Source organism: Asanoa iriomotensis (genome assembly GCF_016862515.1).
Taxonomy (GTDB): Bacteria; Actinomycetota; Actinomycetes; order Mycobacteriales; family Micromonosporaceae; genus Asanoa; species Asanoa iriomotensis.
In genome coordinates, this window is sequence record NZ_BONC01000033.1 from 24,552 (window position 1) to 49,551 (window position 25,000).

At 73.0% G+C, this 25,000-nt stretch carries 25 protein-coding genes; 13 read left to right on the plus strand and 12 right to left on the minus strand.

Features of this window, described 5'->3' with window-relative positions; translation table 11 throughout:
• Nucleotides 1-90: 90 nt before the first annotated feature.
• Entirely contained in the window at nucleotides 91-1,011 is a 921-nt protein-coding gene (locus tag Air01nite_RS22680) for an NAD-dependent epimerase/dehydratase family protein (RefSeq protein ID WP_203704965.1), read from the minus strand.
• A gap of 109 nt (nucleotides 1,012-1,120) precedes the next feature.
• On the opposite strand from Air01nite_RS22680, the gene Air01nite_RS22685 reads away from it, so the two are divergent.
• Nucleotides 1,121-1,810, plus strand: a complete 690-nt coding sequence (locus Air01nite_RS22685) for a TetR/AcrR family transcriptional regulator (RefSeq protein WP_203704968.1) — start codon at nucleotides 1,121-1,123, stop codon at nucleotides 1,808-1,810.
• Here the strand turns inward: Air01nite_RS22685 and Air01nite_RS22690 are convergent.
• The gene (locus Air01nite_RS22690) at nucleotides 1,800-2,282 is read right to left on the minus strand and encodes a GbsR/MarR family transcriptional regulator (RefSeq protein WP_203704971.1); all 483 of its coding nucleotides are present in this window, start codon (nucleotides 2,280-2,282) and stop codon (nucleotides 1,800-1,802) included. The genes Air01nite_RS22685 and Air01nite_RS22690 overlap by 11 nt on opposite strands.
• Before the next feature lie 107 nt (nucleotides 2,283-2,389).
• On the opposite strand from Air01nite_RS22690, the gene Air01nite_RS22695 reads away from it, so the two are divergent.
• Both Air01nite_RS22695 and Air01nite_RS22700 read left to right on the plus strand, forming a co-directional pair.
• A complete protein-coding gene (locus Air01nite_RS22695; RefSeq protein ID WP_203704973.1) occupies nucleotides 2,390-3,289 on the plus strand; it encodes an ABC transporter ATP-binding protein in 900 nt (299 codons plus the stop codon).
• Nucleotides 3,286-4,875: an ABC transporter permease gene (locus Air01nite_RS22700; RefSeq protein ID WP_203704976.1), complete on the plus strand. Its 1,590-nt coding sequence runs from the start codon at nucleotides 3,286-3,288 to the stop codon at nucleotides 4,873-4,875. Before Air01nite_RS22695 ends, Air01nite_RS22700 begins: the two co-directional genes overlap by 4 nt.
• A 5-nt stretch (nucleotides 4,876-4,880) precedes the next feature.
• Here the strand turns inward: Air01nite_RS22700 and Air01nite_RS22705 are convergent, their stop codons facing one another.
• The gene (locus Air01nite_RS22705) at nucleotides 4,881-5,570 is read right to left on the minus strand and encodes a TetR/AcrR family transcriptional regulator (protein WP_239090894.1); all 690 of its coding nucleotides are present in this window, start codon (nucleotides 5,568-5,570) and stop codon (nucleotides 4,881-4,883) included.
• 66 nt (nucleotides 5,571-5,636) lie between these two features.
• Here Air01nite_RS22705 and Air01nite_RS22710 point away from each other — a divergent pair, with 66 nt between their 5' ends.
• Entirely contained in the window at nucleotides 5,637-6,599 is a 963-nt protein-coding gene (locus Air01nite_RS22710; protein WP_203704977.1) for an SDR family oxidoreductase, read from the plus strand.
• On the opposite strand, the gene Air01nite_RS22715 is transcribed toward Air01nite_RS22710, so the two are convergent.
• Genes Air01nite_RS22715 through Air01nite_RS22725 form a run of 3 tightly spaced genes read right to left on the minus strand, consistent with a single transcriptional unit; the run spans nucleotide 6,552 to nucleotide 9,973 of the window.
• Entirely contained in the window at nucleotides 6,552-6,830 is a 279-nt protein-coding gene (locus tag Air01nite_RS22715) for a hypothetical protein (RefSeq protein ID WP_203704978.1), read from the minus strand. The genes Air01nite_RS22710 and Air01nite_RS22715 overlap by 48 nt on opposite strands.
• Before the next feature lie 57 nt (nucleotides 6,831-6,887).
• On the minus strand, nucleotides 6,888-9,203 hold the full coding sequence (locus tag Air01nite_RS22720) for an FtsX-like permease family protein (RefSeq protein ID WP_203704979.1): 2,316 nt from the start codon (nucleotides 9,201-9,203) through the stop codon (nucleotides 6,888-6,890).
• Nucleotides 9,203-9,973, minus strand: coding sequence for an ABC transporter ATP-binding protein (locus Air01nite_RS22725; RefSeq protein ID WP_203704980.1), 771 nt, complete (start codon nucleotides 9,971-9,973; stop codon nucleotides 9,203-9,205). Before Air01nite_RS22725 ends, Air01nite_RS22720 begins: the two co-directional genes overlap by 1 nt.
• Before the next feature lie 109 nt (nucleotides 9,974-10,082).
• Between Air01nite_RS22725 and Air01nite_RS22730 the strand changes: the two genes are divergently transcribed.
• Together Air01nite_RS22730 and Air01nite_RS22735 are read left to right on the plus strand one after the other, a co-directional pair.
• The gene (locus tag Air01nite_RS22730; RefSeq protein WP_203704981.1) at nucleotides 10,083-11,321 is read left to right on the plus strand and encodes a sensor histidine kinase; all 1,239 of its coding nucleotides are present in this window, start codon (nucleotides 10,083-10,085) and stop codon (nucleotides 11,319-11,321) included.
• Entirely contained in the window at nucleotides 11,309-11,953 is a 645-nt protein-coding gene (locus tag Air01nite_RS22735) for a LuxR C-terminal-related transcriptional regulator (RefSeq protein WP_203704982.1), read from the plus strand. The genes Air01nite_RS22730 and Air01nite_RS22735 overlap by 13 nt, the downstream gene beginning before the upstream one ends.
• On the opposite strand, the gene Air01nite_RS22740 is transcribed toward Air01nite_RS22735, so the two are convergent.
• From Air01nite_RS22740 to Air01nite_RS22755, 4 genes are read right to left on the minus strand one after another with little or no spacing between them, the layout of a single operon-like run.
• Entirely contained in the window at nucleotides 11,942-13,999 is a 2,058-nt protein-coding gene (locus Air01nite_RS22740; protein ID WP_203704984.1) for an alpha-galactosidase, read from the minus strand. The two genes, Air01nite_RS22735 and Air01nite_RS22740, sit on opposite strands and share 12 nt — an antisense overlap.
• A 15-nt stretch (nucleotides 14,000-14,014) precedes the next feature.
• A complete protein-coding gene (locus tag Air01nite_RS22745; protein WP_203704987.1) occupies nucleotides 14,015-14,608 on the minus strand; it encodes a DUF2625 family protein in 594 nt (197 codons plus the stop codon).
• Entirely contained in the window at nucleotides 14,605-15,912 is a 1,308-nt protein-coding gene (locus Air01nite_RS22750) for an MFS transporter (protein WP_203704991.1), read from the minus strand. Before Air01nite_RS22750 ends, Air01nite_RS22745 begins: the two co-directional genes overlap by 4 nt.
• A complete protein-coding gene (locus Air01nite_RS22755) occupies nucleotides 15,909-16,496 on the minus strand; it encodes a class I SAM-dependent methyltransferase (RefSeq protein ID WP_203704994.1) in 588 nt (195 codons plus the stop codon). The genes Air01nite_RS22750 and Air01nite_RS22755 overlap by 4 nt, the downstream gene beginning before the upstream one ends.
• 38 nt (nucleotides 16,497-16,534) lie before the next feature.
• On the opposite strand from Air01nite_RS22755, the gene Air01nite_RS22760 reads away from it, so the two are divergent.
• A complete protein-coding gene (locus tag Air01nite_RS22760) occupies nucleotides 16,535-16,813 on the plus strand; it encodes an acylphosphatase (RefSeq protein ID WP_203704996.1) in 279 nt (92 codons plus the stop codon).
• Between the two features lie 14 nt (nucleotides 16,814-16,827).
• Nucleotides 16,828-17,589, plus strand: coding sequence for an SDR family NAD(P)-dependent oxidoreductase (locus Air01nite_RS22765; protein ID WP_203704999.1), 762 nt, complete (start codon nucleotides 16,828-16,830; stop codon nucleotides 17,587-17,589).
• A gap of 47 nt (nucleotides 17,590-17,636) precedes the next feature.
• Here Air01nite_RS22765 and cydB read toward each other — a convergent pair whose 3' ends face one another.
• Together cydB and Air01nite_RS22775 are read right to left on the minus strand one after the other, a co-directional pair.
• Nucleotides 17,637-18,623 carry a cytochrome d ubiquinol oxidase subunit II gene (gene cydB / locus Air01nite_RS22770; RefSeq protein ID WP_203705001.1) on the minus strand — a complete coding sequence of 329 codons (987 nt, stop codon included), beginning with the start codon at nucleotides 18,621-18,623 and terminating at the stop codon, nucleotides 17,637-17,639.
• 14 nt (nucleotides 18,624-18,637) lie between these two features.
• Complete coding sequence (locus Air01nite_RS22775; RefSeq protein WP_203705004.1) at nucleotides 18,638-20,044, minus strand: cytochrome ubiquinol oxidase subunit I; 1,407 nt, start codon at nucleotides 20,042-20,044, stop codon at nucleotides 18,638-18,640.
• 108 nt (nucleotides 20,045-20,152) lie between these two features.
• On the opposite strand from Air01nite_RS22775, the gene Air01nite_RS22780 reads away from it, so the two are divergent.
• From Air01nite_RS22780 to Air01nite_RS22800, 5 genes are all read left to right on the plus strand, one after another.
• Nucleotides 20,153-21,043 (plus strand): hypothetical protein, encoded by an 891-nt coding sequence (locus Air01nite_RS22780; protein ID WP_203705006.1) that lies wholly within the window; start codon nucleotides 20,153-20,155, stop codon nucleotides 21,041-21,043.
• Between the two features lie 87 nt (nucleotides 21,044-21,130).
• Nucleotides 21,131-22,435, plus strand: a complete 1,305-nt coding sequence (locus tag Air01nite_RS22785; protein ID WP_203705008.1) for an L-fuconate dehydratase — start codon at nucleotides 21,131-21,133, stop codon at nucleotides 22,433-22,435.
• The gene (locus Air01nite_RS22790; protein WP_203705010.1) at nucleotides 22,435-23,187 is read left to right on the plus strand and encodes an SDR family NAD(P)-dependent oxidoreductase; all 753 of its coding nucleotides are present in this window, start codon (nucleotides 22,435-22,437) and stop codon (nucleotides 23,185-23,187) included. The genes Air01nite_RS22785 and Air01nite_RS22790 overlap by 1 nt, the downstream gene beginning before the upstream one ends.
• Complete coding sequence (locus Air01nite_RS22795) at nucleotides 23,184-24,137, plus strand: aldo/keto reductase (protein WP_203705012.1); 954 nt, start codon at nucleotides 23,184-23,186, stop codon at nucleotides 24,135-24,137. Before Air01nite_RS22790 ends, Air01nite_RS22795 begins: the two co-directional genes overlap by 4 nt.
• Nucleotides 24,134-24,982, plus strand: coding sequence for an amidohydrolase family protein (locus tag Air01nite_RS22800; protein WP_203705014.1), 849 nt, complete (start codon nucleotides 24,134-24,136; stop codon nucleotides 24,980-24,982). Before Air01nite_RS22795 ends, Air01nite_RS22800 begins: the two co-directional genes overlap by 4 nt.
• Nucleotides 24,983-25,000 lie beyond the last annotated feature (18 nt).

Sequence of the window (25,000 nt, forward strand, 5' to 3'; positions counted from 1 at the left end):
CGTCCTGCCGATGGCCTTCTGGCCATTGTGGAGCGTCACGCTGCTGCTCGCGGCGTACGCCTATCATCGCCGCCGGACCGCCCCGGCCGGTCAGGCCGCGACCGGCGCGGCCGCAGGAATCGAGGCGCGGATCGCCTCGTCCACGTCGGTCGCCGAGAGCCCGAACGTCGCCGCGGTCAGCGTGGCGTCGAGCACGAACGGGCGCTCCCACTGATAGCTCATCTCGACGAACTCCCGGGTGCGGCGGTCGAAGAGCCCAGCGGCTCGGACCGCCGCCTTCGGGTAGGCGCGCAGCCGGGGCAGCGGGTAGCCGCTGATCTCGGCGAGCTTGGCGACGACCTGGCGCAGGGTCATCGGCGCCGGTGACGGGACGTGCCAGCCGCGGCCCCAGGCGCGTGGGTCACGGGCGAGCGTGATCAGCGCGGTGGCCATGTCGCCGGTGTAGGTGAACGTGTGCGGGTTGTCGAGCTTGCCGGGCAGCCAGATCGTCCGGTTGGCGCGCAGGCCGGGCATGGCCATGTCGATCACCGAGTAGCGCGGGCTCAGGTAGTCGGAGCCGCGGACCTCGGTGACCCCGCTGATCCGGCCCGACCGGTAGGCGGCGACGGCGTCCGCCCACATCTTGGCCCGGACCTTGCCCTTGACCGTCGGCGCGGCCATCGGCATGTCCTCGGTCATCGGGCGGTCGACCGGGCCGTAGCCGTAGAGGCAACCGGTGATCGCCAGCGGAGCACCGCTGGACTCGGCCGCGGCCAGCATCGCGGCGGCCATCGGCGGCCAGTCGGTCGGCCAGGTGTGGTAGGGCGGGTTGACGCAGTTGTAGATCGCGACCGCCCCGCTGCTCAGCCGGGTCAGTGCGGCGGCGTCGGCGGCGTCAGCGGCGACCCGCTCGATGGCGGGGTGGATCGGGCCGCTGCCGCTGCGGGTGATCATCCTGACCCGCTCACCATTGTCGGCGAGCTTGCTGGCCACGGTGCTGCCGACGACTCCGGCCCCGATGACGACGTGCATGATCTTCCTCCAGCTCGATTTGGAGAGCAGTGCTCTCTGTTAAGAGCAATGTTCCGCGAATCAGTGTCCGCTGTCAAGAGCAGTGCTCTCGGTATGCGACACTGATCTCGTGAAGGCGACCTCGATGCGGGCCCGGCTGCGGGCGGAGATGACCGACGAGATCAAGGCGATCGCTCGGCGGCACCTGGCGACCGAGGGCGCCAACCTGTCGCTCCGCGCCGTCGCGCGCGACCTGGGCGTGGTGTCGTCCGCGATCTACCGGTACTTCCCGAGCCGCGACGAGCTGCTGACCGCTTTGATCATCGACGCGTACGACGCGTTGGGTGGGGCCGTCGAGGCGGCCGAGGGCGCGGTCGACCGGGCCGACCTGACCGGCCGGTTCCTCGCGGTCTGTCACGCGGTGCGGGACTGGGCGCTGGCCAACCCGCACGAGTACGCGCTGATCTACGGCAGCCCGGTGCCCGGGTACGCGGCGCCGACCGGCACGGTCACCTCGGCCCTTCGGTCCGTGACCGTGCTCGGCGGGATCATCGAGGACGCGAGCGTGGCCGGCGTGCTCCGCGACGACGCGCAGCTACCGGCGGACGCGGCGGAGGACGTCGCCCGGGTCGGCTCGATCGTCGCGCCGAGCGCTCCGCTCGGGCCGCTGAGCCGGGCGCTGGGCAGCTGGCTGCAGCTGTTCGGCTTCGTGAGCTTCGAGCTCTTCGGACAGTTCCGCAACGCCGTCGACGTGCCCGGGCCGCTGTTCGCGCAGCAGATGCGCGCGCAGGCGGCCTACATCGGCCTGCCTACTGCTTGAGCGACTCGTGGTGCTTCAGATAGCGCTCCAACAGGCCGCCTAGCTCACTCTGGATGAAGGCGTAGAAGTCGCCCATCGCGGCGATCCGCTCGCCGGCCGGCGTCGTCCGCCCGCCGGCTGCCGCGACGCCGCCCTCGGCCAGCTTGGCGACCTGCGTGAACAGCGTGCCCTTCATGATCGAGCCCATGTACCAGGCGTCGTCGGGCAGGCCGTAGCGGTCCCGGCGCGACCCGGGCACCGCGGAGCGCTCGACCAGACCGAGATGCTGCAGGTAGCGCACCGCTTGGGAGACCGCGGCCGGGCTGATCTCGAGGCCGTCGCTGAGCTCCTTCGCGGTCAGGTATCCGGTGTCGGAGGCCATCAGCTGCATGAGGACGCGGGCCGCCATGCGGGGGAAACCCCAGTCGGCGTAGAGCCGGGCCATGTCTTCGACGTACTGCCTAAGTGCGGCCTCGTCGCGTTCGTCAGCCATGTCGCGCACCTCCTTTGATCAATCTTGCCGGGTGTGATCTATCTTGACGACCTCTTGACGCTCATCAAGCTTCACAACTTTGTGAAACAAGTGTAGCTTCCAAAATTATGGAGAACGTCATTTCGGTCAAGGGGCTCGTCAAGAGCTTCGGCCGGACCCGCGCCCTCGACGGACTCGACCTCGAGGTGCGCCGCGGCGAGGTGCACGGCTTCCTGGGCCCGAACGGCGCCGGGAAGTCCACCGCCATCCGGGTGCTGCTCGGCCTCCTCAAGGCCGATAGTGGCACCGCCACCCTGTTCGGGGGAGACCCCTGGCGCGACGCGGTGTCGCTGCACCGCCGCCTCGCCTACGTGCCCGGCGACGTCACGCTGTGGCCCAACCTCACCGGCGGCGAGGTCGTCGACCTGCTCGGCCGGCTCCGCGGCGGGCTCGACACCAAGCGCCGCGACGAGCTGATCGAGCGCTTCGAGCTGGACCCGCGCAAGAAGGGCCGCACCTACTCGAAGGGCAACCGCCAGAAGGTGGCGCTGGTCGCCGCCCTCGCCTCCGACGCCGAGCTGCTCGTGCTCGACGAACCCACCTCCGGCCTGGACCCGCTGATGGAGTCGGTGTTCCAGAGCTGCGTCAACGAGGAGAGCAGCGCCGGCCGGACCGTGCTGCTGTCCAGCCACATCCTGGCCGAGGCGGAGGCGCTCTGCGACCGGGTGAGCATCATCCGGGCCGGCCGCACCGTCGAGTCCGGCACGCTCGCCGAGCTGCGTCACCTGACCCGCACGTCGATCCACGCGGAGCTGGCCGGCGCGCCCAACGGGATCGCCTCGCTGGCCGGCGTGCACGACGTGGTCGTCGACGGCGACCGGGTGCGGTTCCAGGTCGACAACGCCGAGCTCGACACGGTGCTCCGCGCGCTGACCACGATCGGCGTGCGCGGCCTGACCAGCCAGCCGCCGACGCTGGAGGAGCTGTTCCTCCGCCACTACCAGAAGGAAGAGGCGGCGGCGGCATGACCGGAACATGGCACCTGTTCCGGCTGGCGCTGCGTCGTGACCGGGTGGTCCTTCCGTTGTGGACGATCCTGCTCGGGCTCTTCCCGGGTCTGGTCGCGAGCAGCTTCGCCAGTCTCTATCCCGACCCGGCGGAGCTGGCGAAGTTCGCGGCCTCGATGTCGAACCCATCGTTGACCGCGGTGTACGGCCCGGTCTGGTCGCCGACTCTGGGTGGCCTGACCGCCTGGCGGTCCAGCATCGTGCTGCTGATCGTCTGCCTGCTCGCCGCGTTCACCGTCATCCGGCACACCCGCGCCGAGGAGGAGCAGGGCCGCCGCGAGCTGCTCGGCGCGACGGTGGTGGGCCGGGCGGCGGGCTTGGCCTCGGCCCTGCTGGTGCTGCTGGTGGCCGCGGTCGTGGTCGGCGGCCTGACGGCGGTCGGCACCGCGGCCGCCGGCGCGGACGGCGGCGGCTCGCTCGCGCTGGGTCTGCAGTACTTCCTGGCCTGCCTGCTCTTCGGCGCGATCGCGGCGGTGCTGGCGCAGGTCGCCCAGAGTGCCCGCACGGCGCGTTGGATCGCCGGTGCCGTGCTGATCGGCTCGTTCCTGCTGCGGATGCTCGGCGACGCCGGCGGCGACCTCGACTCGCCGCTGTCGTGGATCTCACCGATCGGCTTCCTGCAGCGGATCCGGCCGTTCGCCGACGAACGCTGGTGGCTGGCCGCCGTCGTGCTGGTCGTCGTGGCGGTGCTCGCCGCGGTCGCGTACCGGCTGAACGTTCGGCGCGACCTCGACGCGGGTCTCATCGCGCCGCGGCCCGGACCGGCGCGGGCGCCGCGCGCCCTGCTCTCCCCGCTGGGCCTCGCCTGGCGGCTGCAGCGCAGCACGCTGTTCGGGTGGCTCGTCGGGTACGCGGTCCTCGGCGTCTTCCTCGGCTCCGCGACCGATGCGGCGGTCGACGCGGTCAGGGACAGCCCCGAGTTGGCGGACGCGATCGCACGGATCGGCACGGGCACCTCGATCGCGGACATGGTGATCGCGACGGGCATGGCGATCATCGGGATCGGCGCGGCCGGCCAGGGCGTGCAGGCGGCGCTGCGGGCCCGCGGCGAGGAGAGCGCGCTGCGCGCGGAGCCGCTGCTCGCCGCGGCCGTCGGCCGGCTGCGCTGGGCATCCTCGCACCTGCTGTTCGCGTTCTTAGGACCGGCGCTCGGGCTGCTGGTGGCCGGCGTGTTCCTGGGCGTCGGCTACGGGTCGGCATCGGGGGAGGGCGCCGGTGCGATCGGCCGGGTGGTCGGCGCGGCGGCGGTGCAGGTGCCGGCCGTGTGGTTCACGGTCGCGATCGTGGTGCTGCTGTTCGGCCTGGTGCCGCGGCTGACCTCGCTGGGTTGGGCGGTGCTGGCGTTCTTCCTGCTGCTCGGCCAGCTCGGCGCGATCCTCCAGCTCAGCCAGTGGGCGTTGGACCTGTCGCCGTTCACCCACCTGCCGGCGCTGCCTGGCGGCGACCTGACGGTGACCCCACTGGTCTGGCTGGTGGCGATCGCCGCTGCGCTGACCGCCGCGGGCCTGGCCGGCTTCCGCCGGCGCGACGTGGCCAGCGGCGGCTGACCTTCCTACAGATCGATGCGGGGCTCTCCGGGCGGCCGGGGAGCCCCGCCGCGTGCGAGCTGGCCGACGAGTTGGTTGGCGAGTCCTTCGCGCAGGTTCGCGCGGAACGACTCGCGGGCCGGGGGTGCACCGAGCTCGGCGCTGACGGTCGCCACGACATCGGTCGGGTGCGCGTAGGGCCAGAGGCCAGCGATGATCACGAAGACCGCGCCGCCGAAGAAGGCCGCCCCGGCCGGGCCGAGCGCGGGCAGCCGGTCGCGCACCAGCGCCGCGAGCCGTTCGTGGTTGGCCATCGCCCGGCGCTTGAAGACGCGCGCGAACTCGATGGTGATGTTGCGCTCCAGCACCGCCGACATCGCGGCGACCAGCTCACAAAGCAGGTCGCGGCCGTCCAGCGTGGCGGCGAGGACGGTCGCCACGCCCTCGGGGTCGCCGGCCGGCACGTCGGCCAGGCCGGCCTCGACGGCGTCGAGCCAACCGACCCATTCTTCGTCGAGCACCTCGAGGAAGATCGCCTCGCGGGAGTCGTAGTAGCGCAGCACGTTGGACTTGGCCAGGCCGATCCGGTCGGCCAGCTCGCGCAGGCTGATCTCCGCGACGCCGCGCTCGGCGAGCATCGCCCGGGCGGCGCCGAGGATCGCGGTGCGCCGGGCCTCGACCTGCTCGGGGTGGCGGGCGCGCTGGAACGTGGTCACCGACACAGACGATAGCAGCCCACTGGTCTCTTGTTAAAAGACCACTGGTCTATTAACGTCGAGGGCATGACTGACATCAACGTTCCCGACCTGACCGGCACGCTCGCCGTGGTGACGGGCGCCAACAGCGGCATCGGCTTCGGGCTGACCTCGCGCCTCGCGGCCGCCGGCGCCGAGGTCGTCCTGGCCGTTCGCAACGTCACCAAGGGCACCGACGCCATCAACCGCATCCGCCGCCACACGCCCGCCGCCCAACTGCGCGTGTCCAGCGTCGACCTGGCCGATCTCGCGTCCGTGCGGGCACTGGGTGAGCGGATGCGGACCGACGGCCGGCCGATCGACATCCTGATCAACAACGCCGGCATCATGACGCCACCGCGCCGCGACGTCACCCGCGACGGCTTCGAGCTGCAGTTCGGCAGCAACTACCTGGGCCATTTCGCGTTGACCGCCCACCTGTTGCCGCTGCTGCGCCCGGGCGCGCGGGTGACGACGCTGAGCAGCCTCACCGCCCGCCGCGGCCGGATCGACTTCGCCGACCTGCAGAGCACGCGGTCCTACGGCCCGAGCCGCTCCTACGCACAGTCGAAGCTGGCGACGCTGCTCTTCGCCCAGGAGTTGGACCGCCGCTCGCGCCGGTTCGGCTGGGGGATCCTCAGCAACGCCGCCCACCCCGGGGCGACCGTCACGAACCTCCAGGTGACGGGCCCGACCCACGGCGGCCGTCGCGAACGCCTGACCCGCGTCGTCAACTCGCTCTCGTACCGGATCCCGGGCATGTGGCAGCAGATCGACACCGGGATCCTGCCGGCGCTCTACGCCGCCGTGGACCCGGCGGCCGAGGGCGGGGCCTACTACGGCCCGGCGGGCTTCGCCGAGCTGACCGGCGGCCCGGCGCCGGCCCGGGTGCCGCGCGCCGCCACGCCGGAGACCGCGGCCCGCCTGTGGGCAGTGTCCGAAGAACTGACCGAAACGCGGTTCTCAGCCGTCGTCGATCGGGACCACGCCGGCCAGGCCGGTGAGCGTTAGCAGGTCGACCAGGCGCTCGCAGGCGCCCTCGACGGCGACCTCGCAGCCGTGGCGGCGGGCGGTCAGGCAGATCCGGGCCAGAGCCTCGACGGTCAGCAGGTCTGGTTCGGCGATCGTGGCCACGCAGACCACGACCCGCACCGGGCAAGGCAGCGCGGCGAGCCGTTCGCACAGCCCGACGAGCTCGCCGCGCCGGATGGTGGGGCCGAGCGTCAGCACGTACCGCCGCATGCGCACCTCCGGCGGTGACAGCGGTCTCCTCGCCGAGACCACCGTCACCCACCGACATCATCGCGGTTGCGCGCGGTGCAAGGTGCGCCGGGTGGCCAGCAACGCTGCGCCGAGGGCCAGGCCGGCGCAGAACGCGACCACCACGGACAGCTCCGCCCAGGGCACGACCAACCGCACGTCGGCGCCCGTCATCTCGGCCAGCGCCGCCCGGATGCCGAGCAGTGCCGGCAATGCCACCAAGGCGCCCACCGCGGTGCCGAAGACCACCACCAGCGCGGTCTCCGCGCCGACCATCCGCAGGATCTGCCGGCTGGTCGCCCCGGACAGCCGCAGCACCCGGAAGTCGCGGCGCCGGTCGCCGGTCGCCATCACGAGCGTGTTGGCCACCGCGATGCTCGTGTAGCCGACCGACATCCCGACCATCACGAGCACGAACAGCCACACCAGTCCGTCCTCGTCGTCGTTGGCCGAGTAGGTCAGCGGGTCCTGGGCACGGACGCCCAGGCCGTCGGGCACCGCGGTGGGTGGCGCGCCCCGGACGTAGGCGGTCAGGGTCAGCGCCGACGGGTCGTGCGCCCGCACCAGGTCTCGCGGCAGCGCCAGCGGTGTGGGCTGCGCGCCGGGCTCGGCCGAGGCCGCGACGCGCAGCGGCACCACCTCGCCGTCGGCGAAGGTGACGCGCAGCGTGTCACCGACCCGCCAGCGGGGGTCGGCGGTCACCACGCTGTCGGCGATGCCGAGGGCGTCCACCGGTGCGCCGGCCACGAAAACCTGGGTGGACAGTCCAGAGCGGACGGTGCCGGGCAATGCGGCGACCGCCGCGTCCGAGAGTCCCGGCGTCCCTTCCGCGGTGACCACGGCGTCGGCGCCGAAGGCCCGGGCGTCCTCGGCGCCCAAGGCGGGCGACATCGTCTTCACCATCCCGAGGATCAGCGTGGCGAAACCGACCGTGAGCAGGACGGGCCCGGCGGTCGCCGCCGTGCGCCGGATCGCCGTGCCCGCGCTCTCCCGCACCACCTCGCCGGTCGCCGACCGCCGCAGCGGGAACGTCAGCGCCCGCAGCACCGGCGGGATCAGCACGGGCGAGAGCAGCGTGCACGCCACGATCAGCGCCAGCGCCGAGAAGATCGCCGTGGTCAGCGCCGAGTCGTCGTCGCCCGTCGCGGTCAGCACAGCGAGCGCCAGGCCGGCCACGCCGAACAGGCCGCCGCACGCCCAGCGGGTCAGCGTCATCGCGTGGCGGTCGACGGTGGCCTCGCGCAAGGCCTCGAGCGGGCGCACCCGGGCCGCCCGGCGAGCCGCCACCCAGGCGCCGGCGACGGCGACCACGATGCCGGTGAGCACCGCCGGACCGACCGCGAGCAGCGACGGGCTCGGCACGAAACCGGCCGGCTCCAACTCGGCCCGCACCAGCAGGTCGCCGAGCAGCGGTGCGGCGAACACGCCGAGCAGGGCGCCGGCTGCCGCCGAGACCACGCCGACCACCAGCGCCTCGCCGAGCAGCAGCCGCCGGGTCTGCCGCGGCGTCGCGCCGATCGCCCGCAGCAGCGCCAACTCCCGCCGGCGCTGGTAGGCGTTGAGGGCCGCGGTCGACGCCATCACGAACACGGTGGCGAACGCCGCGAGGACGACCATCACGGTGAGCAGTTGGGTGCCCAGCCAGCGGACCCTCGTGACCGCCTCGGGCTCCAGGGCGGTGCGGGCGTCGCCGGCGACCACCGTGCCCGCGATGCCGACCACGGCCCGCGCGCCGGCGGCGACGGCGTCCGGTGCGGCATCCGGCGACAGGACCAGACCGATCGCGCGTACGCCGGGCGCCAGGGCGACCGCTTCGGCGTCCGACACGTAGATCCCCGGGCCGTCGACCGTGCCGGTCACCCGCAGCTCGCGCGGACCGGTCGCCGTCAGCACGGTGGCGGTGGCCCCGGGAGCCAGGCCGTAGGCGTCGTCCAGCGCGACCTCGCCGGCCGCCGCCGGTGCCGCGCCGGCGGTCAACCGGTAGGGAGCCAGGGCGGCCGTCGCCCAGCCGTGCCCGAACGGGTCGCTCTCCGGGTGCCCGGCGCGGACGAGCTGGGCGTAGAACGAGCGGTCCGGGACCGCGGCCGCCACTCCGGGCACGGCCCGCAGCTTCGCCGCCAGGTCCTCGGCGCGGTCGGTGGACCAGGGGACGTACTCGACGTACGACTCGGCGTCCGCACCGCCGGCCGGTGACTGCACGATGACCGCGGCGCCGGCGAGGCGGTCCGGCACGGCCGGTTGGGCCGAGACGAACACGACCAGCGACGCGGTCAGCACGCCGACCCCGAGGGTCAGCGCGACGAACGAACCGACGAAACCCGTCCACCGCTCGCGGACGGTCGACCACGCCAGCATCACGCCTCCAGCCGGGCCATGCGGGCCGCCACCTCGGCGGCGAAACCGGCGTCGCCCGGGGTGCCCGGGCCGGTCAGTTCGTCGACCAGGTGACCGTCGGCGAGGAACAGCACGCGGTCGGCGTACGCGGCCGCCAGCGGGTCGTGGGTGACCATCACGACCGTCTGGCCCTGCTCGTGGACGGCCGCGCGGAGCAGGCCGAGGACGTGCCGCGACGATCGCAGGTCCAGCGCGCCGGTCGGTTCGTCGGCGAACACCACCGCGGGCCGGGTGACCAGCGCGCGGGCGATCGCCACCCGCTGCTGCTGCCCGCCGGACAGCTCGCTCGGCCGGTGCGCGCCGCGCTGGGCGAGGCCGACGCTGGCGACCGCCGCCGCGACGTCCGCCGGGTCCGGACGGCGGCCGGCCAGCCGGAGCGGCAGCGCCACGTTCTGCGCCGCGGTCAGCGCGGAGACGAGGTTGAACTCCTGGAACACGAAACCGACGAGATCGCGGCGCAGGGTGGTGAGCCGGTGCTCGGAGAGCCCGCCGAGGTCGGTGCCGCCGATCGTCACGGTGCCGGCCGTCGGTCGGTCGAGCCCGGCGGCGCAGTGCAGCAGCGTCGACTTGCCCGAGCCGGACGGGCCCATCACCGCGGTGAAGCTGCCGGAGCGGAAGCCGACGGAGACCCCGGCGAGGGCGGTCACCGCCGCGTCGCCGGTGCCGTACGTCCGGCGTACCTCCCGCAGCAGGACCGCCTCGGCCCGCCGCGTACCTGTCGTCATGGTCATGCCGTCCAGCGAACCGGCCGGCGGGCGCCCGCACATGGGCGCGGAGACGACAACCGGGGGTATACCTGGCGCTACCGTCGGGTGCGCCGCTGCCGGGTACGGTCGCCTGATGACCGCGCGGACCGCCTTCCAGGCCGTGAGCGAACGCCCGCTGGGGTTCCTCGCGTCGTCCTGGCCGTGGCGGTCCGTCGCCTATCTGTTCTCCGGTGTCCTGCTGGGCGCGGCGACCGCCGGCACGCTGATCGGCCTGCTGCTGGCCGGCGCGCTGCTGGCGCTCGCGGTGGTCGGCCTGGTGGCGTTCCTGGCCGTCGCGCTCTCCGGCATCGCGGTCGGGCGGTTCGAACGTTGGCGGCTGCGGCTGATCGACCGCGACCCGCTGCCCGACCCGCACCGCCGGCCCGACCGGCGCGGCCGGATCGCCTGGGTGCGGCACCGGCTGCGTGAGCCCGCCACGTGGCGGGAGCTGGGCTACACGGTGGTCTCGCTCGGCGCGCTCTGGTGGATCGACGCGGTGATGCTCGGTCTCGTGCTGGGCATCCCGGTCTCGTTGATCGTCACGCCGTTCTTCCAGGGCTCGCCACAGCCCGCCGAGCAGATCCTGTTCCCGGTGGCGGGGCTCGGGCTGCTCCCGTTCGCCGCGTACCCGATCACGGTCTGGGCGGGCGCCCGGGCGGCGCTGGCGCGGGCGATCCTCGCACCGCGCGACGCGGAGATCGGCGCCCAGCTCGTCGAGGTGACCCGGTCGCGGGCCCGGCTGGTGGACGCGTTCGACGTCGAGCGGCGCCGGATCGAGCGGGACCTGCACGACGGTGCACAGCAGCGGCTGGTCGCCCTGAGCATGGCGATCGGGCTGGCCCGGCTGGAGGTGGCCGACGACTCGCCGGCCGCGAAGCACCTCACGGCGGCGCAGGACGAGGCCGAGCGGGCGCACGACGAGCTGCGGGAGCTGATCCGCGGCGTACACCCGCAGGTGCTCACCGACCGCGGCCTGCCGGCGTCGGTCACCGACCTGGCCGACCGGTCGCCGGTGCCGGTCGCGGTCGACGTCGAGCTGCCCCGGCGGCTGCCGCAGCCGGTCGAGGTGACCGCGCACTTCGTGGTCAGCGAGGCGCTGACCAACGTGGCGAAGCACAGCCGGGCTGCGGGCGCGGTGGTGCGGGCCCGGTTGCACGTGGACACCCTGGTGCTGGAGGTACGCGACGACGGGGTGGGCGGCGCGGACCTGGCCGGCGGCACGGGGCTGGCCGGGCTGGCGGACCGGGTCGCGGTGGCCGGCGGGCGGCTGCTGCTGTCGAGCCCGCCGGGCGGGCCGACGCTGATCCGGGCGGAGCTGCCGTGCTCCGCATAGTCGTCGCCGAGGACGCGGTGCTGCTCCGCGAGGGCCTGGTCGGGATCGTGTCGCGGTTCGGGCACACGGTGCTCGCGTCGGTCGGTGACGCGGCGGCGCTGACGGCGGCGGTGGAGCGGGAGCGGCCGGACGTGGTGGTCACCGACGTGCGGATGCCGCCGGGCTTCACCGACGAGGGGTTGCGGGCGGCGGTCGCGCTGCGGGCCGCGTACCCGGGCCTGCCGGTGTTGGTGTTGAGCCAGTACGTGCAGCCGACGTACGCCGCGGAACTGCTCGACAGCGGCGGCGGCCGCGGTGTCGGCTATCTGCTCAAGCACCGCGTGGGCCGGGTCGAGGAGTTCATGGACGCGCTCGTCCGGGTCGCCGACGGCGGCGCGGCGGTCGACCCGGAGGTGGTCGCCCAGCTGCTCGGCCGCCGGCGCGACCCGCTGACCCGGCTGACGCCGCGGGAGCGGGAGGTGCTCGCGCTGATCGCCGAGGGCCGCTCGAACGCGGCGATCGCGCGGGCGCTGGTGGTCTCGGAGGCCGCGGTGGCCAAGCACATCGCCAACATCCTGCTGAAGCTCGACCTGCCACCCGCCGCCGACGACCACCGCCGCGTGCTCGCGGTCCTGGCCTTCCTACGCGGGTAGGACCTCGAGCACGATCGCCTGCTCGGGGCGGAGGCGGGGCAGCTGGATGCCGACCGTGGCCAGGGCGCGGCCGGTCAGGGTGACGTCCGGCAGGTCGGCGTCCTCGCCCCAGCAGCGGGTGACGCGGTAGCGGCGGTCCGGGGACAGGCCCGGCAGCCTGACCCGGCGCGGGCGCAGCTCGGTCGGATTGTCGAGCTGTGCGTGCACGAAGACCGCGGCGTCGTCGGTCACGACGCCGCTGACGTCGCCGTGCACCGGGCGACCACCGTGCAGCACCGGGCGGAGTCGCTTGTAGAGGGTCGCCCAGTCGCGGAGCAGGTCGAGCTCCTCCTCGGTGCAGGTGCTGATGTCCCACTCGATGCCGGCGTGGCCGAACAAGGCGGTGGCGGTGCGGAAGGCGAGGCCCGCGCTGCGGCCAGTGGTGTGCGCCGGGCTCGGGCCGACGTGGCTGCCGATCAGCTCGGGCGGAAGCAGCAGGGTGGTCCAGCGCTGGATCTGCTGCCGGTCGAGGGCGTCGTTGGAGTCCGAGGTCCAGACGCGGTCGGTGCGGGCCAGGATGCCGAGGTCGACCCGGCCGCCGCCGGACGCGCACGACTCGATCTCGAGGTCGGGGTGGCGGTCCCTGATCCGGTCGAGCAGCGCGTAGACGGCCACGGTCTGGCGGTGCACCCCGGCCGCGCCGTCGCGGGCGGCCTCCAGCAGGTCGCGGTTGTGGTCCCACTTGATGTAGTCGAGGCGGTATTCGGTGACCAGCGCGTCGATCCGCGCGAACAGGTGGTCGGCGACCTCGGGGCGGGCGACGTCGAGCACGTGCTGGTGCCGGTGCGGCCTCGGCAGCCGGCCGGGGCTGGCCAGGATCCAGTCGGGGTGGTCGCGGGCGAGCCGCGAGTCCGGGTTGACCATCTCGGGCTCGAACCACAGCCCGAACCGCATGCCGTGGCCCCGCACGTGGTCGACCAGCGGGTGCAGGCCGTCGGGCCAGACCGCCGGGTCGACGGTCCAGTCGCCGAGGCCGGCGGTGTCGTCGCGGCGGGCCGGGAACCAGCCGTCGTCGAGCACGAACCGCTCGACACCGACGCGTGCGGCGAGGTCGGCGAGCTTGGTGAGCCGGCCGAGGTCGTGGTCGAAGTAGACGGCTTCCCAGACGTTGAGCGTGAGCGGCCGGGGCGTGCGGGGGTGGCGCGGGCGGTCGCGGATCGCACGGTGGAACCGGTCGCTGAGCCCGTCGAGCCCGTCGCCGGACCAGGCGAACCACCCGGTCGGCGTGGTGTAGCTCGCGCCCGGCTCGAGCCGGACCTCGCCGGGCTCCAGCAGCTCACCGCCGCCGAGCACGGCGGTGGTGCCGGAGATCCGCTCGGCGTACTCCTCGTGCCCGCCGCTCCAGCCGATGTGGACGCCCCACACTTCGCGCCAGCCGGTGTCACCGACGATCAGGAGCGGGGTCGCGTCGTGCCCGGTGCGCCCGCGCCGGCTCTCCCGGGCGTGCGTGCCGTGGCCCAGCGGTCGTCGCTGTGGCACGCGTTCGAGCCCCCAACGGCCGGTGAAGTCGAGGACCTCGGTGGCCTGCTCGGGGATCGGCAGCAGGGTGCGCAGCGCGGCGACGGTCCAGGCGTCGGCGCCGACGTTGGTCAGCGTGTGCCGGACCCGCAGGACGCCGTGTCGGTCGAGGTGCAGCTCGGCCCGGACCCGGACGCCGGCGGTCTCGTCGACCGCCTCGGCGATCAGGTCGCCGCCGTCGACCCGCACGGGCCCCTCGAGCGCGAACCGCAGATAGGGCCACCGCCCGCCGCGGTCACCGCTGACGCCGGGCCGGCCGGCGTAGCCGTCCCACTGCGCCGGCAGCAACGGCATGCTCCCGACGGGTTGCGTCGGCCCGCCGACGGCCGAGGGAACACCGCCACCGGCCGCGACGACCAGCGCGCGCAGCGAGTCGTCGTCGAGGGGGCCGGGATCGGCACCCCAGTGCACGACGCGCGGAAGACCGGGACCGGCGACATCGAGAACGAGCGCCGCACCCGCGGCGGCCAGCACAACGGGCTCGGTCATCGGCACAGCCTACGGTCAAAATCCGAGCTGCTGGGCCACGTCGTGGTGGACCGAGATCAGCTCGGCGATCGGGATCGGCTTGCGGGAGACCGCGGCCAGGTCTTTGCCCTCCCGGGTCCACGGTGGTGGCAACAGGCTGATCCCCTCGTCGAGCGCGACGCCCGCCACCTCGGCTTCCCAACCCGGCCAGCGCAGGTCGGCGTAGAACTCCGTCGCGCTCCCGGTCAGCATGGCCTCGAGCCAGTCGCCGTAGCCGACCTCCAGGTCGTCCCAGGCGAGGCGGTCAGGGCCGAAGTAGTGCACCGTCGGGCGGGCGCCGGGCCGCGCGGCGAACTGGCCGCCCAGCACGTCATGGGCGATGGCCAGGTGGCCGGGACCCAGACCGGCGGCGACGTCCGGCAGGGCGTCGTGGCCGCCGCCGAAGACCCGGAGCCAGCCGTGGTCGACGACCAGGCCGCCGGTGTTGGCGACCACCGCGCCCAGCCACGACCTCTCCGTGATCTCCAGGGCGGCCAGGCACGCGGCAGAACGCTCCAGGTCGGCCGGCAGCACCTCGACCGGGTAGGGGGCCGCGGCGACGAGAGCCGAGATCTCGGGCCAGGCGGTCACTTGGCCAGCCTTTCCGGGAGTTGGTCTGCCGGCACCGCCGGCTGGGCCGGGATCACCGGGCCGGTGGCGGTCACCGCGGTGTCGGCCGGGGCGCGTTGGGCGCGGGACAGGGCCAGGAACGGCAGGGCGAAGGCGGAGAGGACGCCGCTGACCACATAGGACGTCGGATAGTTCCAGACGTCGGCGACCCGGCCCAGGACGGGTTGGGCCACCACGCCGCCGGTCGAGCTCATCAGCGAGTCGAACGACAGGATGGTGGCGCGTTGGCTCGACGGGATCAGGGCGTTGATGAACGCCTGGCGGATCGGCATCGTGGCGGCCGAAACCAGGCCCCACAGCATGATCAGCGCGAGCACCACCCAGAAGTTGGTCACCAGGCCGATCAGCAGAATCGCCACCACGCTGAAGGCCCCGGCGAACAACAACGCCGACGTGCGGCGGCGGAAGCGGGCCCGCACCCAGGTCGTGCCGAAGCCGCCGGCGATCTGGGCCGCCGACAGCAGCGCCGCGACCAGGCCCGCCACGCCGTAGGCCTGCGGGTCGCCGTAGAGCTCCAGCAGGTAGGGCTGCAGCGCGTAGAAGATGTAGACGCCGACGCCGCCGACGAACGGCGCCGCCAGCATCAGGTAGCGCACCGACGGGACCCGCCAACCGTAGTCGACCGAGTCGCCGACGATGCGGCGGATCTCGGCCAGGGGCCGGCCGCCGCGGTTGGGTGTGAAGCCCAGGTCGCGCATCACGATCGCGGCCACCACGAACATCACCACGAGCACCGCCGCCCGCACGACGAACGGGACGCCGAGGTTGGTGAGCTGGGCCAGGTAGCCGCCGCCGGCCGAGCCCGCGAGCATCGCCGCGCCCGAGGCGACCTGGGCACGGGCGAAGACCGCGTCGAGTTGGCCGTCGAAGCCCGTGGCGGTCAGCGCGTCGACCAGCCAGGCCTCGGTGGCGCCGGAGAAGAACGTGAAGCCGAGGCCGAGCAGCGCGGAGACCACCGCCCACTGCCAGAACGGTGCCTCGGTGTGCCACAGCAGCACGTAGAGCGCGGTGGTGACGGCCAGCGTGAGCGTGCCGAGCAGGAACGACGCGCGCCGGCCGCGCAGGTCGGCCACGATGCCGGTGGGCACCTCGAAGAGCACCATGCCCGCCGTGTAGAACGCGTTGGCCGCGAACGCCTCGAGGTTGGTGAGCCCGGCGTCGAGCAGGAAGATCGTGTTGATGCCCCAGATCAGCGACGCGGCGAGCGTGTTGCCGACCGTGAGGACGTAGTAGATCCGTTTGACCGAGGCCGGCGTCGTGCTCATGCTCCCGGCCGCTCGGCCCGGACCAGCGTGTCGATCGCGTCGCGCGCACCCTCGACCGGGCGCCGGACCCGCTCGGCGCGCCGCACCACGAGGTCACCCAGCGACGCCACCAGGGCGTCGAGCGACCAGAGCCGTTCGAGATCCTGTGGGCCGCCGGAACCCTCGGCGAGGTTGGTCGAGTCGTGCCCGACCAGCAGCAGCGTGCCGCCGGGCGCGACCGCGGACACGGCCCGGCGCAACACCGGCTGCCACAGCGCCGGCGGCACGTGCAGGTAGGCGATCAGCACCAGGTCGGCCGTCGGCGGCTGGTAGTCGGCCAGGTCGGCCCGCACCCAGGTGACGTCGAGCCCCCGCGACTCGGCGATCCGGCGGCCCTTGTCGAGCGCTATCTCCGAGAAGTCGACGGCGGTCACCCGCCAGCCCACGCCGGCCAGCCAGAGCGCGTTGCGGCCCTCACCGGCGGCCAGGTCGACCGCGCTGCCCGGCGGGAGGTCGGTCAGCTCGGCCGCGACGAAGCGGTTGGGATCGGCGCTCCAGACGAGCTCACTCTCGGCATATCTGCGGTTCCACGACTCGGCGTCCATGGCCGCTAAAGCTAGCCCTACCGTCCGACAATAAGCACATGATCAGACGTCGGGTCGTCGTGTCCGGCCGGGTGCAGGGCGTGTTCTTCCGCGACACCTGCCGCCGGGAAGCGCTCGCGGCCGGTGTCACCGGTTGGGTCCGCAACCTGCGCGACGGCACCGTCGAGGCGGCGTTCGAGGGTGCACCCGAGGCCGTCGACCGCATGGTGAAATGGTCTCGCAAAGGGCCGCCCGACGCGGTGGTCTACGACACCACGGTGACCGACGAGCCGCCGGCCGGCGACGACACGTTCGCCGTGCTGCCGACCCCGCGCTGACGAAGGGAAAACCAATGGGCGTCCTCGACCAGTTCCGACTCGACGGCAAGGTCGCGATCGTCACGGGCGCGTCCTCGGGGCTCGGCCTGGCCACCGCGGTCGGGCTCGCCGAGGCGGGCGCCGACGTGGTGGTCGCCGGGCGCCGGGCCGACCGGCTCGCCCAGACGGTCGCGCTGGTCGAGCAGGCCGGCGGCAAGGCGCACGCGGTGCCCACCGACGTGTCCGAGCCCGACGCCTGCCGCGCGCTGGCCGCCGCCGCGGTCGAGCGCTTCGGCCGCCTCGACATCCTGGTCAACAACGCCGGCCTCGGCACCGCCGTGCCGGCGTCACGGGAGACGCCCGAGCAATACCGCCAGGTCCTCGACGTCAACCTGATGGGCGCCTACTGGATGGCGCAGGCCGCCGCGAAGCACATGACCGACGGCGGCTCGATCATCAACATCTCCAGCGTGCTCGGCATCGTCTCGGCCGGCCTGCCGCAGGCCGCCTACTCCAGCGCCAAGGCCGGCCTGCTGGGGCTGACCCGCGACCTGGCCGCGCAGTGGACCAGCCGCAAGGGCATCAGGGTCAACGCGATCGCGCCGGGCTTCTTCCCGTCGGAGATGACCGACCAATACCCGGACGGCTACTACGAGCAGCGGATCGCCCAGGTGCCCGCCGGCCGCGCCGGCGACCCGATGGAGTTGGCGGCGACGGTCGTGTTCCTCGCCTCGCCGGGCGCCGGCTACATCACCGGCGCCACGATCGTCGTGGACGGCGGGGGCACTATCGTGTGATGACCGGAAGGCACCGGGATGCGCCAGCATCCCGGTGGCTGAGGACCTTAGTTCACCGTCAACCGGCGGCGGAACACCCAGTAGGTCCAGCCCTGGTAGAGCAACACCAACGGCAGGAACACGCCCGCCACCACGGTCATGATCTTCAGGGAGTACGCGCTGGCAGCGGCGTTGGCGACCGTCAGCGTGCCGGCGGGGTCCCCTGTCGACGGCAGCAGGGCCGGGTGCAGCGCGGCGAACAGCGCGGCCACCGTGAGCCCGATCGCCGCCGCCGTGCCGGTGAACGCCCAGCCTTCATGGCGCACCCGGTTGGCCCCCAGCGCGGCGATCGCCGCGACCGCCGCCGCGCTGCCGAGCCCGACGGCGGCCGGATCGCGGCGCACGCCGATCAGCATCCAGGCGAGGAAGCCGAGCAGCAGCGCCACCGCGACCGGCCCGAAGCGGGCCGCCAGCTTGTTGGCCCGGTCGCGCACCTCGCCGGTCGTCTTGAGCGCCACGAACACCGCGCCGTGCAACACGAACACCGCGCCGAAGGCGGCCGCGCCGAGCAGCGCGAACGGGTTGAGCAGGTCGACCAGCCCGCCCGCGTAGTCGTGATCGGCGGCCAGCGGCACACCGCGCACGATGTTGGCGAAGATGAGGCCCCACAGCAGGGCGGGCAGCAGGGATCCACAAAGGATGGCCAGGTCCCAGCGGCCGCGCCAGGCGGCGTCGTCACGCTTGCCGCGGAACTCGAACCCCACGCCGCGCACGATCAGGGCCAGCAGCACCAGCAGCATGGGCAGGTAGAAACCGGAGAACACGCTGGCGTACCAATGGGGAAAGGCGGCGAACATCGCGCCGGCCGCGGTGATCAGCCAGACCTCGTTGCCGTCCCAGACGGGCCCGATGGTGTTGAGCAACAGCCGCCGTTCGGCCTCGTCGCGGCCGAACGTGCGCATCAGCACGCCGACGCCGAAGTCGAAGCCCTCCAGCACGAAGTAGCCGACGAACAGGAAGGCGATCGCGAGGAACCAGAAGGTGGGCAGGTCCACTGTGGTCTCCCGGGTCAGTAGGCGGTGGCGAGGGCGGGCACGTCGTCGTCCGAGGCCTTGTCCGGCACCGGTTTGGGCGGCGGCAACCCGGCCTTCGCGTACCGGAGCAGCAGCTTCCCCTCGATGAACGCCAGGATCGCGTAGATCAGCGTGAAGGCGAGGAACGAGGTCAGCACCTCGGTCAGCGAGACGCTCCGGGAGACGCCGTCGCGGGTGAGCAGCTCACCGAAGACGATCCAGGGCTGCCGGCCCATCTCGGTGAAGATCCAGCCCGCGGTGCTCGCGCCGAGCGGCAGCAGCGGCAGGATCAGCCCGGCGCGGAGCAACCAGCGGTTCGTCGGTGTGCGACCGCGCCGCTGCGACCAGAGCACCAGCAGCGCGATGGCGGCGGCAGCGAGGCCGAGCGTGATCATCACCCGGAAGCTCCAGTACGTCACCGGCACGATCGGCGAGTAGCTGCCGGGTCCGTACTCGGCGGCGTACCTCGCCTGCAGGTCGTTGATGCCCTCGACGGCGCCCTTCGGGTCGCCGGTGGCCAGGAACGAGAGCAGGTACGGCAGCTTGAGGGCGAACACCTCGCGGCTGCCGTCGAGGGTGCCGATGGTCAGCACGGAGAACGACGCCGGCTGTTCGGACTGGTAGAGCGCCTCGGCCGCGGCCATCTTCATCGGCTGCACCTCGGTCATGATCTTGCCCTGGATGTCGCCGGTGAAGACCAGCGCCGCGCTCGACACCAAGGTGACCCAGGCGCCCAGTTTGAGCGCGAACCGGTGCTCGCCCGCGTCCGTGTCGGGCCGGCGGGTGACGTGCCACAGCGAGACCGCGACCAGCAGCGCGCCCGCGACGAGGAAGGCGGCGGCCAAGGTGTGCGGGAAGGTGATCACCGCGACCTTGTTGGTCAGCACGGCCCAGATGTCGGTCAGTTCGGGGCGTCCGGTGTCGGGGTTCATCCGGAAGCCGACCGGGTTCTGCATCCACGAGTTGGCGGCCAGGATGAAGAACATCGACAGCACGCTGCCCAGCGCCGCGGTCCAGATGGTGGCGAGGTGGATCCGCTTCGGCAGCTTCTCCCACCCGAAGATCCACAGGCCGAGGAAGGTGGACTCGAGGAAGAACGCGAGCAGCGCCTCCATCGCGAGCGGCGCACCGAACACGTCGCCGACGAAGCGCGAGTAGTCGCTCCAGTTCATCCCGAACTGGAACTCCTGGACGATGCCGGTGACGACGCCCATCGCGAAGTTGATCAGGAACAGCTTCCCGTAGAAATGGGTCAGCCGCAGGTAGCGCGGGTTGCCGGTGCGATGCCAGAGCGTCTGCAGCGTGGCGACCAGCGGACCGAGCCCGATCGTCAGCGGCACGAAGAGGAAGTGGTAGACGGTGGTGACACCGAACTGCCACCGGGCGACATCGAGCGCGTCCATGGACTGGCCCCCTCCAGTTACTACGACCGGTAGTAATACTACGAGACGTCGTAGAACGGGGAGTGGTCGGGTGTATCGCGGGCGTTGACATCGGATGTATTGATAACTATGGTCGCGTTCGTGCCGGAGGGCGTGCCGTCGATCGATCTTGTCGCGGGCCAGTGGGACGGTCCGCGCGACCACTGGGATGCCGCGTTCACGCCGGGCAACGACCGGTTCTCCGGTCACCTCCCGGCGCTCGTCGACGCGCCCGCGGACCTGGCCCGCACCTACTACCTCGCAGCCTGGCAGGCGGTCCGTGGCGACGCCGGCCCGCGCGCGGCGGCCTTGCTCGAACCCGTCCGCACCCGGGCCCGGCTGCTCGCGGCGCTGACCGGCGACGCCGGCGATTTCCGCGCGGTCGAGGCATATCTGGTGCTCACCGGCGACCTCGACCTCCTGGCCGAGAAGGCCGGCGCCGCGCCGGTGCTCGATCATCTCCGCGCGCTCGCCACCGCGCCGCCCGAGCCGGGCACCGTTGCCGTCGACGCCGCGCGGGTCGGTCGGAGCCGGGCTTTCGCGGCGCTGCTCCGCCGCGTCGGCGAGCCGGACGAGGCCGCCGTGGTCGAGTTGGCCGCGGCTGACCGGGCGCGCGGCGTGCTGGGCCGGTACACCGGCGGCGGGCATTGGGGGGCCGACGAAACACCCGATGATTTCGCCGCAGTGGCTCGGGAGATGCCGGAGTTCCTCGACCTCCGCCAGCGCACGGAATTGGTCGAGTTCGCCCGCCGGCACCTCGGAGACGAACCATCCGGACCGATCGCCTACGCGCTGTGTCGCTTGGGTCGCCCGGACCGGGCGGCGGTCCTGCTGGCCGGTGCCGCGCGTCCCGGCGCCGACGAGTTGGAGGCGGTCCTCGCCGGGTTGTTCGGGATCAGGGCCGACTTCGCCGGTTGGGCGGCCGGGACGCGGCGACGTGCCCTCCCCGGTCTTGGCCGGCTCGACAACGTGCCATGCTGACATCGGATGAATCACAGCTCAGCGCCCTCCCCACAGTGCAACAACGGTGGGTATCCTCCTCATACCTCCGATGTATGGGATGGCTTGATGCCGCATTTCGTCTCGCTGGACACCTACGACGTCCGCTTCCCGACCTCGCTGCACCTCGACGGTTCGGACGCGATGAACCCCGACCCCGACTACTCGGCGGCCTACGTCGTGCTGCGCACCGAAGCGGCCGACGCGCCCGAGGGGCACGGCTTCGCGTTCACCATCGGGCGTGGCAACGACGTCCAAACCGCCGGGATCGCGGCCCTGCGCCCGTACCTCGTCGGTCGTGACGTCGACGAGGTGCTCGGCGACCTCGGCGGGTTCTGGCGCGAACTGGTGCACGACTCGCAGCTGCGCTGGCTCGGCCCCGAGAAGGGCGTCATGCACATGGCGATCTCCGCGGTGGTCAACGCGCTCTGGGACCTCAAGGCCAAGCAGGCGGGCCTGCCGCTCTGGCAACTGCTCGCGCAGCTCACCCCCGAGCAGATCGTCGACCTCGTCGACTTCCGCTACCTGACCGACGCGCTGACCCGCGACGAGGCGCTGGAGATCCTGCGCGCCGCCGAGAAGGGCCGGGCCGAGCGGATCGAGACGCTGCTGGCCGAGGGCTTCCCGGCGTACACGACGACGCCCGGCTGGCTCGGCTACGACGACGCCAAGCTGCGCCGGCTCTGCCAGGAGGCGCTCGACGCGGGCTTCACGCAGATCAAGCTGAAGGTAGGCGCGGACCTGGCCGACGACCTGCGCCGGCTGCGGATCGCCCGCGAAGTCTGCGGTCCCGACTTCCCGATCGCGGTCGACGCCAACCAGCGGTGGGACGTCGCCGAGGCGATCGAGTGGGTGTCGGCGCTGGCGGAGTTCAACCCGTGGTGGGTCGAGGAGCCGACCAGCCCGGACGACGTGGTCGGGCACGCGGCGATCGCCCGAGGCATCGCGCCCGTGCCCGTGGCCACCGGTGAGCACGTGCAGAACCGGGTGGTGTTCAAGCAGTTGCTGCAGTTGGAGGCGCTGTCCTACCTGCAGCTCGACTCGACGCGGGTCGCCGGGGTCAACGAGAACGTCGCGATCCTGCTGCTGGCGGCCAAGTTCGGTGTGCCGGTCTGCCCGCACGCCGGCGGCGTCGGCCTCTGCGAGCTCGTCCGGCACCTGTCGATGTTCGACTACGTCGCGGTGTCCGGGACCATGGAGAACCGGGTCATCGAGTTCGCCGACCACCTGCACGAGCACTTCGTCGACCCGGCGGTGGTGCGCGGCGGGCGGTACGTGGCGCCGGTGCGGCCCGGATTCAGCGCGACCATGCGGCCCGAGACGCTCTCGGACTACGCGTACCCTGATGGCCCGATCTGGAGCGGGAGGCAGTGATGGGTGAGTTCGACGGCCTGGCAGCCGTGGTCACCGGCGGCGGTTCGGGGATCGGCCTCGCGACCGCCAGGTTCCTGGCGGCCCGCGGTGCCAAGGTCGCGTGCTTCGACCTCAAGGTCGACGGCATCGACCCCGGCATGGTCGGCGTGGTGGCCGACGTGAGCGACGACGCCGCGGTGCGCGCGGGCATCGCCACCGCGGTCGAGCGGTTGGGCGGCCTCGACATCCTCGTCAACAACGCCGGCATCGGCGCGGCCGGCACGGTCGCCGACAACGCCGACGACGAGTGGCACCGGGTGCTCGACGTCAACGTGCTCGGCATGGTCCGGGTCAGCCGGGCCGCGCTGCCGCACCTGCGCGCCTCGGCGCACGCCGCGATCGTCAACACGTGCTCGATCGCGGCCACGGCCGGCCTGCCCAACCGCGCGCTCTACAGCGCGAGCAAGGGCGCGGTGCTCTCGCTGACGCTGGCGATGGCCGCCGACCACATCCGCGAGGGCATCCGGGTCAACTGCGTCAACCCGGGCACCGCCGACACACCGTGGGTGCGCCGGCTGCTCTCCGCGGCCGCCGATCCCGACGCCGAACTGGCCGCGCTCAAGGCCCGCCAGCCCAGCGGGCGACTGGTCTCGGCCGAGGAGGTCGCCGCCGCGATCGGCTACCTGGCCAGCCCGCTGGCCAGCGCCACCACCGGCACGGCGCTCGACGTCGACGGTGGCATGCACGGGCTCCGGTTGCGGCCGGTCTCATGACCACGGCCACGCTGGCGCTGGGTTGTGCCCAGCTGGGCAACCTCTTCCGCGCGATCGACGACGAGCGCGCGGCCTCGATCGTCGACGCCGCCTGGGATGCGGGCATCCGCTACTTCGACACGGCGCCGCACTACGGGCTCGGGCTCTCGGAGCGGCGGCTGGGTGCCGCGCTGGCCGGGCGTCCGCGCGCGGAGTTCACCGTCAGCACCAAGGTCGGCCGGATGCTCGAGCCGGTGCCGGGCGGCGGTGACGGGCTCGACGACGCCGGCTTCGTCGTGCCGGCCACCCACCGCCGGGTGTGGGACTTCAGCCGCGACGGTGTCCGCCGGTGCCTCGACGAGAGCCTTGCGCGGCTCGGGCTCGACCGGGTCGACCTGGTGCTCCTGCACGATCCGGAGCACAGCCCCGACCAGGCGCTCGCCGAGGGCTTTCCGGCTCTGCGGGAGCTCAAGGACGAGGGCGCCGTCGGTGCGATCGGCATCGGCTCGATGGACCCGGCGGTGCTCGCCCGGTTCGTCGCCGAGTGCGAGCCGGACGAGATCGTCCTGGCCGGCCGTTACACGCTGCTGGAGCAGCCCGCGCTCGACGCCGTACTGCCGGCCTGCGCGGCGGCGGGCACCGTCGTGCACAACGCGGGCATCTTCAACAGCGGCCTCCTCGCCGTCGACCGGCCGCACGCCGGGCTCCCCTACGAATACGGACCCGCGCCCGCCGCGCTGGTCGCCCGGGCCGGCGCGATCGCCGACGTGTGCACCGAGCACGGCACCACGCTCCCGGCCGCGGCGCTCGCCTTCGCCGGCATGCACCCGCTCGTGCGCTCGGTGATCGTCGGAGCGGATTCGCCGGAGCAGGTGCACCGCAACGCCGCGCTGTTCGCGACCCCGCCCCCGCCGGAGCTGTGGCCGGCGCTCGTCGGCGCCGGGCTGCTCGACCCGCGTGCCGTGCCGTGATCGTCGACGCGCACCATCACCTGTGGGCCGCCGACGCCGGCTACACCTGGCTCGACGCTCCCGACCTCGCCCCGATCAACCGCACCTTCACGCCCGCGATGCTCACGGCGGAGTTGGCCGCCGCCGGCGTCGCGCGCTCGGTGCTGGTCGAAGGCGGCCGGTGCGACACGGACGAGGCCGCGGTGTTGCTGGGCCACGCGGCCGACACGCCCGAGATCGCCGGCGTCGTCGCTTGGGCGGATCCGGCCTCTCCGGAGCTCGCGTCGACGTTGGCGGGTTTCCGCGCGCTTCCGGGTGGCGACCGGCTCGTCGGCATCCGCGCCCAGGTGCAGGGCGAGGACCTTGACTACCTCGACCGCACGGACGTACGCGCTGGGCTGGCCACGATCGGGGCGGCCGGCCTGGCGTTCGACCTGGTCGTGCGGGTCGACCAGTTGGCGTCCGCGGCCCGGGCGGCGGACGCGTTGCCGTCGGTGCGGTTCGTGCTCGACCACCTGGGCAAGCCACGGATCATGGCCGGCGCGGAGGGTTTGGCGGAGTGGCGTGCGGCGATCGCGCCGCTGGCTTCCTGCCCGAACGTGGCCGCCAAGCTGTCCGGGCTGGTCACCGAGGCCGACTGGCAACGGTGGACGGTCGACGACCTGCGCCCGTACGCGTCGAGCGCTCTCGAGTTCTTCGGCGCGGAGCGCCTGATGCTCGGCTCGGACTGGCCCGTGTGCCTGCTCGCCGGCGACTACGGCGCCGTGCGGTCGGCGATGCTCACCGCGCTCGGCGGGCTGACCGCGACCGAACGGGCAGCCATCCTGGGCGACACGGCTAGCCGCGTCTACCGCCTGTCCGCGTAGATTTCATCGCGGAAGGGT

Bases quoted from the DNA above. Each gene is read 5' to 3' on its own strand.
- Air01nite_RS22680 (WP_203704965.1), bottom strand. From the start codon at position 1,011: ATGCACGTCGTCATCGGGGCCGGAGTCGTCGGCAGCACCGTGGCCAGC.
- Air01nite_RS22690 (WP_203704971.1), bottom strand. From the start codon at position 2,282: ATGGCTGACGAACGCGACGAGGCCGCACTTAGGCAGTACGTCGAAGAC.
- Air01nite_RS22695 (WP_203704973.1), top strand. From the start codon at position 2,390: ATGGAGAACGTCATTTCGGTCAAGGGGCTCGTCAAGAGCTTCGGCCGG.
- Air01nite_RS22700 (WP_203704976.1), top strand. From the start codon at position 3,286: ATGACCGGAACATGGCACCTGTTCCGGCTGGCGCTGCGTCGTGACCGG.
- Air01nite_RS22710 (WP_203704977.1), top strand. From the start codon at position 5,637: ATGACTGACATCAACGTTCCCGACCTGACCGGCACGCTCGCCGTGGTG.
- Air01nite_RS22715 (WP_203704978.1), bottom strand. From the start codon at position 6,830: ATGCGGCGGTACGTGCTGACGCTCGGCCCCACCATCCGGCGCGGCGAG.
- Air01nite_RS22720 (WP_203704979.1), bottom strand. From the start codon at position 9,203: ATGCTGGCGTGGTCGACCGTCCGCGAGCGGTGGACGGGTTTCGTCGGT.
- Air01nite_RS22725 (WP_203704980.1), bottom strand. From the start codon at position 9,973: ATGACCATGACGACAGGTACGCGGCGGGCCGAGGCGGTCCTGCTGCGG.
- Air01nite_RS22730 (WP_203704981.1), top strand. From the start codon at position 10,083: ATGACCGCGCGGACCGCCTTCCAGGCCGTGAGCGAACGCCCGCTGGGG.
- Air01nite_RS22740 (WP_203704984.1), bottom strand. From the start codon at position 13,999: ATGACCGAGCCCGTTGTGCTGGCCGCCGCGGGTGCGGCGCTCGTTCTC.
- Air01nite_RS22750 (WP_203704991.1), bottom strand. From the start codon at position 15,912: ATGAGCACGACGCCGGCCTCGGTCAAACGGATCTACTACGTCCTCACG.
- Air01nite_RS22755 (WP_203704994.1), bottom strand. From the start codon at position 16,496: ATGGACGCCGAGTCGTGGAACCGCAGATATGCCGAGAGTGAGCTCGTC.
- Air01nite_RS22760 (WP_203704996.1), top strand. From the start codon at position 16,535: ATGATCAGACGTCGGGTCGTCGTGTCCGGCCGGGTGCAGGGCGTGTTC.
- Air01nite_RS22765 (WP_203704999.1), top strand. From the start codon at position 16,828: ATGGGCGTCCTCGACCAGTTCCGACTCGACGGCAAGGTCGCGATCGTC.
- Air01nite_RS22775 (WP_203705004.1), bottom strand. From the start codon at position 20,044: ATGGACGCGCTCGATGTCGCCCGGTGGCAGTTCGGTGTCACCACCGTC.
- Air01nite_RS22780 (WP_203705006.1), top strand. From the start codon at position 20,153: ATGGTCGCGTTCGTGCCGGAGGGCGTGCCGTCGATCGATCTTGTCGCG.
- Air01nite_RS22785 (WP_203705008.1), top strand. From the start codon at position 21,131: ATGCCGCATTTCGTCTCGCTGGACACCTACGACGTCCGCTTCCCGACC.
- Air01nite_RS22790 (WP_203705010.1), top strand. From the start codon at position 22,435: ATGGGTGAGTTCGACGGCCTGGCAGCCGTGGTCACCGGCGGCGGTTCG.
- Air01nite_RS22795 (WP_203705012.1), top strand. From the start codon at position 23,184: ATGACCACGGCCACGCTGGCGCTGGGTTGTGCCCAGCTGGGCAACCTC.